This window comes from Amphibacillus sediminis NBRC 103570, from assembly GCF_001552275.1.
GTDB lineage: Bacteria > Bacillota > Bacilli > Bacillales > Amphibacillaceae > Amphibacillus_B > Amphibacillus_B sediminis.
The window spans coordinates 34,826-48,605 of the sequence record NZ_BCQW01000022.1 but is presented as its reverse complement, the minus strand read 5'-3'; the positions used below and the strand labels follow the sequence as shown (position 1 = coordinate 48,605).

10 protein-coding genes and 1 pseudogene are annotated in these 13,780 nt (G+C 36.4%); 8 read left to right on the top strand and 3 right to left on the bottom strand.

Annotated features, from left to right (window positions below; genetic code table 11):
- Nucleotides 1–87 precede the first annotated feature (87 nt).
- The gene (locus ASE01S_RS12315) at nucleotides 88–1,794 is read right to left on the bottom strand and encodes a sensor histidine kinase (RefSeq protein ID WP_067842793.1); all 1,707 of its coding nucleotides are present in this window, start codon (nucleotides 1,792–1,794) and stop codon (nucleotides 88–90) included.
- Nucleotides 1,795–2,024: 230 nt separating this feature from the next.
- Here ASE01S_RS12315 and ASE01S_RS12310 point away from each other — a divergent pair, with 230 nt between their 5' ends.
- The 8 genes and pseudogenes from ASE01S_RS12310 to ASE01S_RS12275 all read left to right on the top strand — a co-directional run bounded on the left by ASE01S_RS12310 (nucleotide 2,025) and on the right by ASE01S_RS12275 (nucleotide 12,037).
- On the top strand, nucleotides 2,025–3,671 hold the full coding sequence (locus ASE01S_RS12310; protein WP_067842789.1) for an extracellular solute-binding protein: 1,647 nt from the start codon (nucleotides 2,025–2,027) through the stop codon (nucleotides 3,669–3,671).
- A gap of 158 nt (nucleotides 3,672–3,829) precedes the next feature.
- The gene (locus ASE01S_RS12305) at nucleotides 3,830–4,747 is read left to right on the top strand and encodes an ABC transporter permease (RefSeq protein WP_067842786.1); all 918 of its coding nucleotides are present in this window, start codon (nucleotides 3,830–3,832) and stop codon (nucleotides 4,745–4,747) included.
- A gap of 14 nt (nucleotides 4,748–4,761) precedes the next feature.
- Entirely contained in the window at nucleotides 4,762–5,658 is an 897-nt protein-coding gene (locus ASE01S_RS12300) for a carbohydrate ABC transporter permease (RefSeq protein ID WP_067842782.1), read from the top strand.
- 38 nt (nucleotides 5,659–5,696) lie between these two features.
- Nucleotides 5,697–6,329, top strand: a complete 633-nt coding sequence (locus ASE01S_RS12295) for a YesL family protein (protein ID WP_067842779.1) — start codon at nucleotides 5,697–5,699, stop codon at nucleotides 6,327–6,329.
- 404 nt (nucleotides 6,330–6,733) lie between these two features.
- Nucleotides 6,734–7,412, top strand: a pseudogene (locus tag ASE01S_RS12290) (response regulator transcription factor).
- A complete protein-coding gene (locus tag ASE01S_RS12285; RefSeq protein WP_067842776.1) occupies nucleotides 7,409–9,244 on the top strand; it encodes a sensor histidine kinase in 1,836 nt (611 codons plus the stop codon). Before ASE01S_RS12290 ends, ASE01S_RS12285 begins: the two are co-directional and overlap by 4 nt.
- Before the next feature lie 584 nt (nucleotides 9,245–9,828).
- A complete protein-coding gene (locus ASE01S_RS12280; protein WP_067842774.1) occupies nucleotides 9,829–10,707 on the top strand; it encodes a polysaccharide deacetylase family protein in 879 nt (292 codons plus the stop codon).
- Between the two features lie 292 nt (nucleotides 10,708–10,999).
- Nucleotides 11,000–12,037, top strand: a complete 1,038-nt coding sequence (locus ASE01S_RS12275) for an LCP family protein (protein WP_245630375.1) — start codon at nucleotides 11,000–11,002, stop codon at nucleotides 12,035–12,037.
- Between the two features lie 94 nt (nucleotides 12,038–12,131).
- Here ASE01S_RS12275 and arsB read toward each other — a convergent pair whose 3' ends face one another.
- Both arsB and ASE01S_RS12265 read right to left on the bottom strand, forming a co-directional pair.
- Complete coding sequence (gene arsB, locus ASE01S_RS12270) at nucleotides 12,132–13,205, bottom strand: ACR3 family arsenite efflux transporter (protein WP_067842768.1); 1,074 nt, start codon at nucleotides 13,203–13,205, stop codon at nucleotides 12,132–12,134.
- A gap of 173 nt (nucleotides 13,206–13,378) precedes the next feature.
- The gene (locus ASE01S_RS12265) at nucleotides 13,379–13,723 is read right to left on the bottom strand and encodes an ArsR/SmtB family transcription factor (protein ID WP_067842765.1); all 345 of its coding nucleotides are present in this window, start codon (nucleotides 13,721–13,723) and stop codon (nucleotides 13,379–13,381) included.
- Between the last annotated feature and the right edge of the window lie 57 nt (nucleotides 13,724–13,780).

Sequence of the window (13,780 nt, the reverse complement as noted above, 5' to 3'; positions counted from 1 at the left end):
AAAGAGGAGGCTGACTAAGTTCGTGCCGTCGTGTCACAGCGTCTGCACGAGTACATCCTATGCATCGAACCCCCACTGAACGAAGTTTCACTTTATTAATGGTAATCGAACGGTCACATGGGTGCCTTTATTCAGGTAGCTTGTGTAGTCTAGTCCAAAAGCATCGCCATAGTTTAACTGGATTCGATTATGAACATTTCGAACGCCATAGCCTTTCGTTTTGATGGTTAAAATCTGCTCAACTAGTTCTTGGCTCATCCCTTTACCATTATCACTCACAATAAAGACAATTTGATCATGATCCATCTTTCCATCTATTGAAACAATTCCCTTTAGACCGTTTTCTTTATGATCTAGTCCATGATGGATTGCATTTTCGACTAAAGGTTGTAAAGTCAGGTTAGGCATTTGATAATCCAACAACTGATCATCAATATTCAGATAATAATCAAATGATTGATCATGCATCATCTGTTGAATTTTTAGGTACGACTGGACATTTTCTAGTTCTTCCTTAATCGTAATATAATCCTGGCCGCGATTTAGGGTTGTACGATAAAACGTAGATAAATATTGCGTCATCAAACTAATGTCTTCTTGTCCAGCTAGGATTGCCTTACTATTGATTAGGGATAGAGCATTATAAAAGAAATGGGGATTAATTTGAGCTTGTAAGGCTTTTAATTCATATTCCTGCTTTTCAATCTTTGAGATATAGACTTCATTAATCAGATGCTCGACTCTTTGGACCATTTTTTTAAAGATATGAATAAGTGTACTAACTTCATCATTTGAATTCGTTGTAACGGTAACGTTAAAGTTGCCTGAGTCAATGGCTTTCATATTTAAGGCTAGGCTTTCTAATGGACGAACAATGATTCTTGAGAATAGATATACAAGTAAAACTAACAAAAATAAACTGATTAGTGTCACAATGAAAAATGTAATGGCAATGCTCATAATCGAATGATTAATGGAATGCATCGGTCTCATGATCATAATCGACCAATCTGCACTTGGGATACGATCCTGTTTGAAAATATAATTTCGCTGAAAGGAATCATCTGTAAAGAAATCAGGAATGGAAGCAGGATCAATAAAAGCTTCGTCCGATTGTGTGTTTTTTTGGAAATCAAAGATCAAATGTTGATCTGCATCAAAGATGAAAATTCCATACTGATCCTCATAAAGGCTGTAGAGCGAATCAAACAGTGCTTGATAATGAATCGATAGATTAATGATGCTTCTGGTATCCTTTGCGTTGGTATAGAGTTCAGCTGCAAGATTTAGGAGGGAATGGTTTTCAGACACATAATAAACGGGGCGTGTTGTTTGCTGAATTTGTTCATACCATTCGTTATCCTCAATCTCTGATAAAGGACGAAGAAATCGGTCATAGCGATTGATTTTTTGCTCGGTATAAAGTGTAATCCCAGCAAAGTCACGATTCAAAGAAAGCGTATTAAAAAATAAAGGTTCTAACGTATCTCGGAAAAATAAATACATCTCGTAATTATTGGTAAAATGGTTCGTCAGCTCCGTATTCAAATTATGATCGAGTAAGACATAGTTCAAACTATTATGGTAAGCATTCATTTTATAATCCAAATGAAGTATGGCTTGATTCATCGTCTCCTCTAATACTTCTTGTTCCCGATTATGTAAAAGCTCGTTTATTTGTAGGTATCCGAATATACCCAATAGCAAAAGCGGAAAAAAGCCAGATATTAAACTAATAATCAGTACTTTATTTTTAATTTTTAATTGTAAATAAAACTGTTTGATTTTTTTCATGTTAAGGCTTCCTCCCCCGTTGGTCACTAGTCTTGAGCTGGTCCAACGACTATAACATACCATGCTCATTAAACAATCACAATATGGAGAAGCAGGAGCAGGAAAAAGTGATATGAAAGCGGTTTATTTAATATAGGTATGTCGATGTATTTGCGTTAAACTAAAGCTAGGAATACATGATATGATCATATTAATTTGGCAATGATTTTATTTTATGGGGGTTAGTAAAAATGAACACCAAGAAGGGCTTTATCTATCTTGTTTTATTAATTAGTTTGCTTGGCTTACTAGGTTGTGTTGGAGAAAGTGAGCCAGAGCATAATGAAGATGGTCAGTTAATTGTCAAATTAGGCAAGCAAACAGCAACCAATCCGAAGCTGCCTGAAGGCGACACGTTTGAAGACAACGCTTATATGCGCCTTGCTGAAGAAGTATTGGACATTGAACTTGTGAATGAGTTTGAAGCAAATGGAGAGGACTATGATCGTCAGGTTGCCTTAGCGATCTCCTCGGGAGAGTTGCCTGATATTATGCAGGTTAGCCAAGAGGAATTTGAAGAACTTTATGAAAACGATTTAATTGCAGATTTAACAGATGTTTTTGAGGAACATGCGAGTGATTATATTCAAGAACTCTATGACTCTTATGAGATTAATCCATTAGAGGATACAACATTTGACGGGCGTATTTATGGACTTCCAGCAGCGGTTAATGTAACACCTCCGCACATGATCTGGATTCGACAAGACTGGATTGATCAGCTTCAACTAGATTTTGATGCTGATGGTGATAAATTAATCACATTAGAAGAATTAGAATCTCTTGCATTGACGTTTATTGAAGAGGATCCTGGTAATACTGGCAATCCAGTCGGGATACCACTAGCACACTGGTTAAATGAGCCGGGATATGGTGGTGCCTTTACTATGACAACGATTGGTTCGGTATTTGGTTCTTATCCAAGAAACTGGATTGAGGATGCGGATGGAAACATTACCAACGGTTCATTAACACCAGAAACGAAAGCAGCGTTGGCACAGATTAAAGACTGGTTTGATCGTGGAATCTTGGATCCCCAGTTCGGTACACGTTCATGGGATGACATCATGGCACTAGCGGTTAACGGTCAAACAGGAATTGTAACTGGAGCATGGCATATGCCAGATTGGGGTTTAAGCAATGTTAAAGAAATGCATCCAGATGTTGTGTTTGACGCCTATACGTTAGTTGATGATCAAAATAAAGTCAATATCGCTAGTCAAAGTCCTGGCGGATCAATTGCAGTGGTAAGAAAAGACTTTAGTAACCCAGAGATTTTGATTAAGCTGATTAACCTGTTCTACGATACGTTAAAAAATGAGCCGAATCTGGAAGAGGTCTACCCAGACATTTATCAGTATCAAGTGTTAGATGTTGATGGTGCTGTGCGCCCACTGAATATGGAGATTCTTGGAGCAACCTCAGAGCTTGATCATTATGCAGAAATTAGGGACGCGATCAATGGAGAGATTGAAGTCTCTGACATACCAGATGCTAGAAATCAGTCGATTGCGACATCAATTATGGAATATAGCGATAATCCTGAGGAAGCCTCAACAGCCGCTTGGGCCCTTTATCACTCGCGCATGAAAGGTCTTGAGTTAGGTCAGTATTTAATTGATCATGATCACTTTGAATGGGTCAATCCAGTGTTCTTTGGCTCAACACCAGCTATCGAACAATATTATGGTAATTTACTTTCAATGGAGGAAGAAGAATTTATCAAGATTGTAACAGGCGTAGAATCGATCGATCACTTTGATACATTTGTAGAAATGTGGCATAGTCAAGGTGGTGACGAGATTCTAGCTGAAATTGAAGCAGAAATAGCTGAGTGAGAATACATTCATCCCAAGGAGCTGTCCTGTTCTAGGGCAGCTCTTAATCAAATGCGCCTTGGCGTATTTGCGCCCAGTTTTTGTCGAGCTTTCCACTTATAGAAGTGGGAGACTTTTGCAGAATGAAGTAAAACTATATTTTCAAAGGGGCTAGAATCATGCAACAAAGAAAAAGGACTGCTTCAAAGCGTTTAACTAATCCAAATCTAACGTATCATTTGATGATACTTCCTGGGATTATTTTTTTGCTGATCTTTAATTATACACCGATGTTTGGCTTGGTTATGGCTTTTCAAGACTATGTACCGGCAAAAGGGATATTTGGTTCGGATTTTGTTGGCTTTCAGCATTTTGCTTATATGTTTTCATTACCAAGTATCGGACGTGTATTTACAAATACAATTGTGATCGCAGGAGGTAAGATTATTTTTAATACTTTACTGGCGATTGTTTTTGCCATCCTGCTAAATGAGGTTAGGGTTCGCTGGTTGAAGAAATCGGTTCAGACGATTGTTTATTTACCCAACTTTTTATCATGGGTGGTGCTTGCTTCAGTTGTGGTCAATATGTTTAATTTAGACGGAAATGTCAACCAGATTTTAGAGAGCTTTGGACTTGGCCCTTTCAACTTTCTAGGAAGTAATCAGCTCTTTAGACCACTAATTATTGGTACTGATGTATGGAAAAGCTTTGGCTTTAACTCGATTGTCTATCTTGCTGCTATTACGTCCATTGATCCAGGTTTACATGAAGCGGCTAGCATTGATGGAGCAAACTGGTGGCGTCGTATTTGGCATGTCACCTTGCCAGGGATGCTTCCGATTATCTTATTACTCGCTATTCTGAACCTACCTAATATTCTAAATGGTGGCTTTGATCAAATTTACAACCTCTATTCGCCGGTGGTTTATCAGTCGGGAGACATTATCGACACGTATGTGTATAGAGTAGGGCTCATGGGACGTGATTATAGCTTTGGTACAGCGGTAGGCTTATTTAAGTCAATTATAGGTCTAGTTCTAATTTTATCTGCTAATCAAACAGCCAAAAAATTCACAGAACGGCAACTATTCTAGAAAGAAGGGATATTATGAATCTCCAAAATAAAAGCTTAGCCGCGAAGATCGGTAAAGCGTTGATATATTTGATTATTATTTTTCTTGGTTTAGTGACACTGCTGCCTTTATTAAATATTGTTGCAATTTCTTTGAGTAGTAGTGGAGCGGTAACGGCAAATGCGGTAGGGATTATACCAGTAAATTTCACGTTAGAGCCATACAAAATGCTAGTTGACGATCCACAGTTTTGGCGTTCCTTCGGTATTTCAGTACAACGCGTGTTTCTATCATTAGGCTTGAATATGATTTTGATTATTTTAATGGCCTATCCACTATCAAAAAGAAAGTCCGAATTTAAAGGACGTAGCATTTATATGAATCTATTAATCTTTGCGATGCTCTTTAACGGTGGGATGATTCCAACCTATTTAGTTGTCCGTAATTTAGGTTTACTTAATACAATATGGTCACTTGTATTGCCGAGTGCAGTACCAGTCTTTAGTGTTATTCTAATGATGAACTTCTTTAGAGGAGTTCCAAAGGCTCTTGAGGAGGCAGCGATTATAGATGGCGCAACACCGATGCAGGTTTTATTAAGGGTCTATTTACCGATTTCGATCCCTTCTTTAGCAACGGTTGCCTTATTTAGTATTGTGGGAAGCTGGAATGACTTTTTCTCTGGTCTTATTTATATGACAAGAACGAGTAACTATCCATTGATGACCTATATTCAATCATTAACAGTTGATATTCAACAGATGATTCAGCAAGGCATTAATTCTACCAATTTATCTGAACTCATGGGTGTTTCAGATCGAAACTTGAATGCAGCAAAAATTGTGGTCTCAAGTATCCCATTAATTCTTATTTACCCATTGTTACAAAAGTACTTTATCACAGGGATTGTAGTCGGCTCGGTTAAAGAGTAAAACAATCATTGAAAGTATACTTAGTTGAGGTGTGAGTAATGTTTAACTTATTTGAAATGGATGGGCCGTTTTACCGTGCAATGGCAAAGGTAGCTGATTTGATGATCGTCAATTTTTTGTTTATTATCACTGCCCTACCCATTTTTACCTTAGGTGCTGCTTTAAGTGCCCTTTATGGTGTTCTATTAAATTATGATGCAAAGCGAGAAGATAATATTTTTGTCCGCTATATAAGAGCCTTTAAACAGAATTGGAAGCAGAGCACGGTTATGAATTTATTGGTTGTACTCATATCAAGTGTACTGATCACAAATATCGTGCTATATCCTAGCTATCAAGGTGGCTTTAAGCTCTTGGTCATTAGTTCACTCATCATTGCTTCCATCATCTTATTTTTATTTTCGATCTTGATTTATCCCTACTTTGCAAAATTTCATGATTCGATCAAAAATGCCAGTAAAAATGTGTTGAAGATGATAGCAGATAATATATTTCGGACATTAGGCATTGCCTGCATTAGCTTAACCCCAATTGGCATCATGCTACTGTCTGCGGAATTATTATTACTAGGGCTCTATCTCTTTCTCTTTATTGGTTTTGCCCTTGTTGGCTATATCAATTCACGTCTGTTAAATCAGATCTTTAATAAATACCTTAATCATAGTCATTGATTCATTTAGATTGGATTGCTTATTACGAGTTGTACTCTGAAATGGTATTTTAGCATCTCGAATCCTCTTTGGTATATAAGCAGGTGACCATTCAAGTTAGTCTGTCCCTGTATATACTAAAGAGGTTTTTTTTGGAGGAACAGCGTGGAGAAGTCGCGGTCTAGCGTAAAAGGAACATGTAAAATTTCTGATTGACTTTTGATTTTTTTCAACTTCGTTATTGCCCCTTTAGAACTGATAAAAAATGGTCGTTCTTCTTAAATTTCACCTACAAATTGAGTAATGTGTTCTAATTTTTCGATTCCAGATACTGAATTCTTCATTTAATCTTTACATGTTTCTGTTATAATTTTAGCTATTAATAAAATAACTAGTGATGAATCATTATCATAGAGGACGATTATATGAAAGAAACAATACTGATCGTAGAAGATGAAGATATACTAAGGGAGATAAGTAAGGATTACTTTCTCGATGCTGGTTATCAAGTATTGGAGGCACGCAATGGTGCAGAGGCCTTAACATTATTTGAGAGCTTGAACATTGATTTAGTCATTTTAGACATTATGATGCCGGAATTAGATGGCTGGGCAGTCTGTAAGAAAATTCGGGAACAATCAGTCGTGCCCATTATTATGCTAACTGCAAGATGAAGAAGATACATTGATGGGTTTTGAATTGGGTGCAGATGATTATGTCACTAAGCCATATAGTCCAAGAGTTTTGTTAGCAAGGGCAAAACGTTTACTAGCGTCACAACTTAGCCATAGTCTAACCGAAGATCATGAAATATTAAAAAGTCATCATCTCGAGGTTGACTTGCGCTCACACACAGTCAAGGCTGATGGTGAAGCCATCAAATTAACACATACAGAATTCGAAATACTGTCCTACCTGATGAAAAATAAAAACATCGTCGTGTCAAGGGAACAATTAATTGTGAAAATTTGGGGTTATGAATATGCAGGTGATGAGCGTACGATAAATACACATATCCGCAATTTACGACACAAGCTTGGCAAAAGCGCAAACCATATAAAAACGGTCGTCCGTGCCGGGTATAAATTTGAGGATTTAAAATGAGAAATCGTATCGTTATTAAATTGTTTTTGCTCACATCTGGCTTGTGCTTATTAATTTTAGCTAGCATTTATATTGGTCAAACGATCTTATTTGAGAACTACTATGCTTACAATAAAATGACACAGCTATCACAAGCAGTCGATATCTTTAAATTAGACTATCAAAATCTAAATGAAGATGAAATGAGGCGGCATGAATTAGAGCAACAATTTTATCAGGAACATAATGCATGGATAACGGTGTTAGATAAAAATGGCTATATTAAAGGAACAGATGACTTTTATATAAAATTAGCGGGTAGATTTGTTTATCAAAATGATGAAATCGAATATTTAAATGAAAGTTTAATGATCCCAATCTTTTATTTAGAAAATACGTATAATCCAAATGAGCAGTTCGATTTATTAAAAGATAAGCAAAATCATGTGATTGAAATTTATGCTATTGAAAAAGATGATATCTATTTTCCTTATGAGCTGTTTTTAAGAACAGAAGAAACGGTTCTTGAGTGGCAAGGTCCGCTTCCGTTTAGGCTAAACGAAGGAATAGATAATGTTGACTATTGGAAAAATAATATACTTGCTTCAGAGGTCGATGAGGCCGTCAATAGAAATCAAAAAATGATCTTTGGCAATATTGATCAGATTCAATTACCGAGTCAAAACAACCTTTTATACAACACAATATTATCTAATCGTCTTTTTTTTGAAACGATTAAACAATTTCAAGTTGACTTACTTTATCATGAGCAGGAAATATCAGATACGAAAGAATTGGAATATGAGGAAAATGGGATCAATTATCGTGTGCTCATTGATAAGGAAAAGGATAAGGATGGAGAGATCATTTATTTTATGGCCATGGCATCATTACAGCCAATTGATGAAGCGGTCGGAATGATGGAAGAGTACTATGTCTACCTGATTATAGCTGTGGTGGTTTTAATTTTATTGGTTGCTTTTTATTATTCCAAAAAAATAGCCAGTCCATTATTAAAAATAAATGAAACGGCTAAACGGATTGCAAATTTAGATTTTGCCGAGAGCGTTCCAGTTAAGACGAAAGATGAGATAGGGGAATTATCGAAGAACATTAATTTTCTGTCTGATACGTTACATGAATACATTGATGCATTGCAGCAGGATATTGCGAAAGAAAGGCAGTTAGAAAAAACACGTAAAGAGTTTATTGCAGGCGTCTCACACGAATTAAAGACACCGTTAAGTATCATTAAAAGCTGTATATCTATTCTTCAAGATGATGTAGCAGTTGACAAAAGAGAGCATTATTTCTCGGCGATGAATAAGGAAGTTAACCGGATGGATCGCCTCATCGTAGATATGCTAGAGTTAGCTAAGTTTGAATCAGGAACCTATAAAATGAAGATGGAAGCAATCTTTGTTGATGATCTGATCCATAATGTTTATCATCAGCTTTTGATCAAAACCCAGAACAAAAGGTTAAAGGTAAGTTTAGAGCTACAATCTATCGAAGTTTTGGCTAATCAACATTGGATTGAACAGGTGGTTACAAACTTCCTTACAAATGCGATCCGCCATACACCTGAAACAGGACAAATTATCATTTCTGCTAGCGAAGAAAATGAACGAGTCAAAATCACCATCGAAAATGAGGGCAGTCAGATTGAACCCAATCAACTAGAAAAAATCTGGGATCGCTTCTATCAAAGTGAGAAGAATCAACGTTCCAAAGAAGGAACAGGGTTAGGACTGGCTATTTCTAAAAACATTTTAAAATTGCACAACTCGGAATACGGTGTAACGAACACGAAAAAAGGGGTGCGCTTTTACTTTTATTTGGCTAAAAAGTAAAGTCTAAGGCGTTTGGTTCCTTACTGAAACAGGAGTTAAGGCAGTTGATAAGGAAACCTTAAATATATGGAAGAAGGTATAACACGATAACAAGAAGCTTAGTCTTGAGACTAAGCAAAAAAGAATGAAAAGTTCATCCAGCTTTTAAATATCATTTAGTTGGATGGCTTTTTTTGTACTATTAGATAGTCTAACTTTTCAATTGGATTAAGTTAAAGAAAAACGAAACCTATCACCGTCGGACTTGGCTGTAAGTCGTTTTTTTTTAGTTAACTAGAGCAGCTGGTTACCGGCTTTTAACTCCATTTAGCAGACGTCTCCGGCTTCATATACGTTTTGAATGCCTATTTGTATTTCATTCAGTAGGAGCTGAAACCTCGACTGATTAAAGTTAAGCCCTCTGGCTGACGCCACAGATATTCAGTGGAAATTGATCGATCGAAGCTCGATCAAATCTGGGCATTTGATCTTTTTCAATTTTTAATCGATATTGATGTGATCTTAATCTTATCTTTATTTTATTATATTATTCTAACACCATATCAATATGATCATTAAAAGATGTGAAGGGAAATGTTTGCTCTATGATAAAGAAATATCAACCCATTATTATTTGTTCATTGGCAGTATTACTGCTTTTTGTATTTATAGAGGGAATCAAATTCATCTCAATTAGCTCAACTGAAAATAAACAGGAAAGTGAACAAATATTAGACAATCATCCAGAAGACGAACAAGACGCAACCGACCAAATCGAAGCAATCAATGATAGTGACAAGGATGAAGAAGATGAAGACGAAGACGAAGACGCAACTAGCGTTGAAGAGGACGGTAAGTTTGTTTACTTAACCTTTGATGATGGGCCAAGCTCTGTCACAACTGAAATTTTGGACACACTCGAACAATTTAATGCAAAAGCGACATTCTTTATGCTTGAGCCAGCAATGAGATCCTATCCAGAAGCCGTGAAGCGTACGGTTGAAGATGGCCATGCTGTGGCATTACATGGCGTAACCCATCAAAAGGAGAAATTCTATCACTCGGAACAATCTGCATTAGATGAGATGAAAACAGCTCAGGAAACTTTACTCAATATTACCGGTGTTCAGTCATATCTAATTCGTACCCCTTACGGCAGTATCCCGTATTTGACAGATTCTTTTCGAAAGGTATTGACGGAGAATGGCTTTAAAATTTGGGATTGGAATGTAGACAGTAGTGATTGGAATTTATCTAAGGATCAATATGTGCAAAACGTGATCGCACAGGTTGAAAAAATTGATAAAAGTGGAGGAACACCGATAATTCTTATGCATGATCGAGGGGAAACTGCTCATCATCTGTCCACATTATTAAGCTATTTACAAAAACATGACTTTCAAACCAGAATCATTGATGAAAATCTAGAATCCTATCAGTTTAATTGTTACGATCGTTGTTACCGACTTGATGGTGGTAATTAACTTCATTCACAGAAGTTTCCTACTTCTATAAGTGGTGAGCTGAATCCCTATTTGTAGCCCATTCAGTGCCTTAAACCTCAACTGAATGTTAGATGGCCACAGATTTTCAATGGGAATTGATCGATAAAATCTGGGCGCAGATACGCCAAGGCGCATTTGATATATTAATCTATTGTTTATTCATACTCATTTTTATGTTAAATTATTAAATAGTGTTTAAGTTTTAAATGCGATCAAATTTTGTTCGATATACAATGTATTAATTTAAGTCAAAAAAAGTGAGGTTGAAATAGTGAGAAGAAGAAGATCAAAAAGATGGAAAAAGCCAATAATATTGATTCTATTGGTAGTCCTTATTACTGTTATCGCATATAGTGTAAATGCATTTATCGATGTATATAATGCATCAAAAGAAGCACATGAAGAGATAGATCGTGAGGATAATAAGTCACAGCTTCGAGATGAGGATGTCACCGTTGGTCATGATCCAATTTCGATTTTGTTAATAGGTGTTGAGGATTACGAAACAAACGGCCAAAATGGACGGGCAGATACTCAGATTGTTGTCACATTAAATCCAAATACAAGCCAAATGACGATGACAACGATTCCGCGTGATACAAGAATGGAATTTACCGAAGAAGAAGCAGGGCAATATGCAGGCTTCCACAAGATTAATGCTGCCTACACATATGGTTCTATTACTGAATATGGTGAAAACAAGCTTCAGGTTGAGAAAGTAGAAGAATTACTTGGTATTCCAATTGATGAATATGTTGCTGTTAATTTTGATGGTTTTAGAGATATTGTCGATACATTAGGTGGTGTCACGGTTGATATCAAAGAACCGTTCTGGGAAAAGAATTTCTATGCAGGTGGCGAGAAAATTTACTTTGAACAAGGTGAAAGTAAATTAAATGGTGAAGAAGCCTTAGCCTTTGTCCGTATGAGAAAACGTGAAGTAAATACGGTCTATTCTCGCGAAGAAAGACAACGCCAATTTATCGAGGCAATGATTGATGAAGCACTCTCAGCAGGAACCCTCTTTAAAATAGGAGAAATCTCACGTATCTTAGGGGAAAATGTTACAACAAGCTTGAGTCCAGCTGAAATTTTTAGTTTGCAACAGGCTTATTCTTCATTAAATACGTCACATATTAAAACGTTTGAGATCGCAGGACAGGATGAAAAAATAGATGGCATTTATTATTTCCTTCCAGAAGAAGAAGGCCTTATCGAAGTATCTGAGCAATTAAAGCAAGAGTTAGAATTGCCAAGTACCATGACCAGTACCGGATTAGATAATGACCAAACCTTTAATGCTGAATAATTGTTTAAATTAAGCCAAAGTGTGGTGGAGTGAATTTTTCACTCCACCATTTTTAATTGGACGCTTTCACGTTTCATAGGATCACCACCTGTATTTAACTATTTTTTGAAAGAGATAAATCTTTTGAGAACCAAGGTCGTGTTTGATTTGCTATTTTGACTAAACATAACATGATCGGGACTTCAACAAGTACACCGACTACCGTTGCCAGCGTAGCACCAGATTGTAGACCGAACAGAGAGATTGAAACAGCAACGGCTAATTCAAAAAAGTTACTCGCACCAATCATTCCAGCAGGAGCAGCTATACTGTGCGGTAATTTCCAAAACTTTGCCCAACAGTAAGCAATTGTAAAGATAAAACCGGTTTGAACGATTAATGGGAGGGCAATTAACAAAATGTGGAGTGGATTTGCTAATATGCGCTCACCTTGAAATGAAAAAATAATGATTAATGTTAAAAGTAAGCCAACGATGGTTACTTTATCAAACTTTTTAAGGAATATATTTTGGAAATAGTTTAAGCCCTTATGCTTGACGATAAATAAACGGGTAATAAAACCTAAAGCCAAAGGCACGACCACGAATAAAATCGTCGATAATACTAAAGTATTAATGGGAACGATGACATTGTCTACACCTAATAATAAAGCAACAATAGGTGCAAATAAAAATAAGATGATGATATCATTAATCGAAACTTGGACAAGCGTGTAAGCTGCATCCCCTTTTGTTAAATGGCTCCAGACAAAAACCATAGCCGTACATGGGGCTGCCCCAAGAATAACGGCACCAGCGACATATTCTCTAGCCAAATCGACATGAATTAAATTTTGAAATACGATGTATAGAAAAAAGGCCGAAATAGTATACATCGTAAAAGGTTTAATCAGCCAATTTGTCACACAGGTGACAACTAATCCTTTAGGTTTTTTAGCGGCGTTAACGATGCTAGTAAAATCTATTTTCAGCATCATCGGGTAAATCATAAGCCAAATCAATAAAGCAGTTGGAATTGAGACTTGATAGTATTCAAATTGACTTAATATATGTGGGATAGCTGGGAGGAAATTACCGATAAAAATTCCAATACCCATACATAGAATAACCCATAAAGTCAGGTACTTCTCAAAAATTCCTAAACCTACTGTTTCTGTCTTTTTACTCATTTTTTTCCACCCTTCACTTTTTTGGTTTAAGATCTACTTTTACATTTAAGTTAAGTGACGACAATAAGCTGATGTAGCTTTGTGCTTAATTATCAGTCTGACAGTGCTGGAAACGGCATATAGATGATTATCTATATGTTAGTCGAAAATAAGTCCAGAGCTAGCATGTCAAATTAAACAGTGGTTACTTTTTCCTCAGCAACGTTTTCACATACTGTTTGATTGGGTTGACAAATGCAATGATCTTCATTTGAAAATAGCTTAATGATCGAGGACATAAACTGATTAACAAACGCATCACGTAACGTATAGAAGTGCCATTGCCCTTCTTTTGAAACTGTAACTATGCCTGCTTTTTCTAACATTTTCATATGATGAGAAAGCGTTGGTTGAGTAAAATCAAAATGTTCCAAAACCTCGTACGCACACTGACGTCCACAGGATAGAATATCAATAATTTTCATCCGGTTTGGATCAGCCATTGCCTTCATCATCACTGACATTTTTTCATAATCCATTGGTAGCCCTCCTGTATATATAGATAACTATCTATGTATAATATAGATAGTCATCTA

Coding starts and splice junctions, on each gene's coding strand:
- ASE01S_RS12265 (WP_067842765.1), bottom strand. CDS start 13,723: ATGGATTATGAAAAAATGTCAGTGATGATGAAGGCAATGGCTGATCCA.
- arsB (WP_067842768.1), bottom strand. CDS start 13,205: ATGAGTAAAAAGACAGAAACAGTAGGTTTAGGAATTTTTGAGAAGTAC.
- ASE01S_RS12285 (WP_067842776.1), top strand. CDS start 7,409: ATGAGAAATCGTATCGTTATTAAATTGTTTTTGCTCACATCTGGCTTG.
- ASE01S_RS12315 (WP_067842793.1), bottom strand. CDS start 1,794: ATGAAAAAAATCAAACAGTTTTATTTACAATTAAAAATTAAAAATAAA.
- ASE01S_RS12305 (WP_067842786.1), top strand. CDS start 3,830: ATGCAACAAAGAAAAAGGACTGCTTCAAAGCGTTTAACTAATCCAAAT.
- ASE01S_RS12300 (WP_067842782.1), top strand. CDS start 4,762: ATGAATCTCCAAAATAAAAGCTTAGCCGCGAAGATCGGTAAAGCGTTG.
- ASE01S_RS12295 (WP_067842779.1), top strand. CDS start 5,697: ATGTTTAACTTATTTGAAATGGATGGGCCGTTTTACCGTGCAATGGCA.
- ASE01S_RS12280 (WP_067842774.1), top strand. CDS start 9,829: ATGATAAAGAAATATCAACCCATTATTATTTGTTCATTGGCAGTATTA.
- ASE01S_RS12310 (WP_067842789.1), top strand. CDS start 2,025: ATGAACACCAAGAAGGGCTTTATCTATCTTGTTTTATTAATTAGTTTG.